Here is a 1,244-nt window from a genome sequence, read left to right on the forward strand (position 1 = left end):
TGCTTCGACGTACCACGAGCGACTTCAAGGTGCACACGATGCCCTAATTTGTTTTTGGCCGAATCAAAGGAAATAGCACTTTCAAAAATAACAAACCCTTGCAGATGGGGAGTGCCACTGTCTCCAACTTCTTTACCATACACAATATATTTGCAATCAACATCACCAAGAGCGTCAAACTCATCATCAGTGTAGTTATTCAGCGTAAATACGTAGCGTCTAGAAGTGCCTGTCATGGTTTTTATGAAACCAAACAGAGGTGTCCTGGGTAATACTAACCAGGACACGTTTGACCCAAATTTAAAATTTCGATCCACTCCCTAGCTCACTTTTTCACAAAATGTCATTGGTTCCGGCAATTTCACCCTACCTGGTAAGTACCGGTGCACGCTCCCTAGCAAGTTACGCTGTCAGACGATCCCTAAGGAATATCGCACTTCGATCCGGTGGAGCTTTAGCCAGAAGAGCCCTAAATTTTGGAGCAAGAAGAGCCCAAACTGCATTCCAAGAACGCATGTCGAACCTTAGGCAACGACGTAACGTTGGCGATCGCCCCAACGCCACTTCCGCGAAACGGGACTTAATCCTAACCACTGACGTGGAAGCTCACCCTTCGCGAACCCTACAAACGTTTGAATTAACAAACATACAAGCCAATTTAACGGGTGAACGGTTAAATGCGCGCCAGCGAGCCCTAGCCGTTATATCCGGGTTTAAAATACAAATGTTATTCATGAACCAAATTGACTACCCAATTGTTGTTAACTGTGCCATAATTAAACCTAGACAAGGTGCAGGTTCAGCAGTAAGCGTAGATGGCTTCTTCAGAGAATACGGTGGTCCCTCACGAGATGTTAATTTCTCAACAGCACTTTCCCACATCGAACTCGTCAACAACCCTATCAACACTGACAAGTACTACGTCTTGTGGAGAAGACGATTTGGACTCGCCGCATTACAAAATCAACGAGGAATTACAGGGGTTAACGTTGTCAATAACACCAACTGCAGAGTCGAACAGGGGAAGTCCTACAAGTTCGTTAACAAGTACTTTCGACTCAAGCGGGGCATCAGATACAACGACGATACCAACACCGAAGCCGAACAAAAAGTATTCTTTGTATTTTGGGCCGACAGGTTGGGGATTCCAGCAGGAGAGGCGGCCTTCGACCCCGTTTTTACCACCCAATCTAAAAACGTCACCTTTTTCCGCGAACCGAGGGTTAGCTTCTAATCATGCCTTT

The 1,244-nt window shown here is 45.8% G+C and carries 2 protein-coding genes; one reads left to right on the forward strand and one right to left on the reverse strand.

All coding sequences use genetic code 11. The features are described 5' to 3' along the window. Positions 1-236, reverse strand: a 236-nt coding sequence (locus tag C1I89_RS33630) for a hypothetical protein (protein WP_146196991.1), incomplete at its 3' end; no start/stop codon positions are given. A gap of 497 nt (positions 237-733) precedes the next feature. Between C1I89_RS33630 and C1I89_RS34300 the strand changes: the two genes are divergently transcribed. Then, positions 734-1,234, forward strand: a complete 501-nt coding sequence (locus tag C1I89_RS34300) for a hypothetical protein (RefSeq protein WP_146196992.1) — start codon at positions 734-736, stop codon at positions 1,232-1,234. The last annotated feature ends 10 nt before the right edge of the window (positions 1,235-1,244 follow it).

It is taken from the genome of Achromobacter pulmonis, assembly GCF_002885955.2.
Lineage (GTDB): Bacteria > Pseudomonadota > Gammaproteobacteria > Burkholderiales > Burkholderiaceae_B > Achromobacter > Achromobacter pulmonis_A.

What these genes read in the sequence shown, in the direction of transcription:
- C1I89_RS34300 (WP_146196992.1), top strand. Translation starts at nt 734, where the DNA reads ATGAACCAAATTGACTACCCAATTGTTGTTAACTGTGCCATAATTAAA.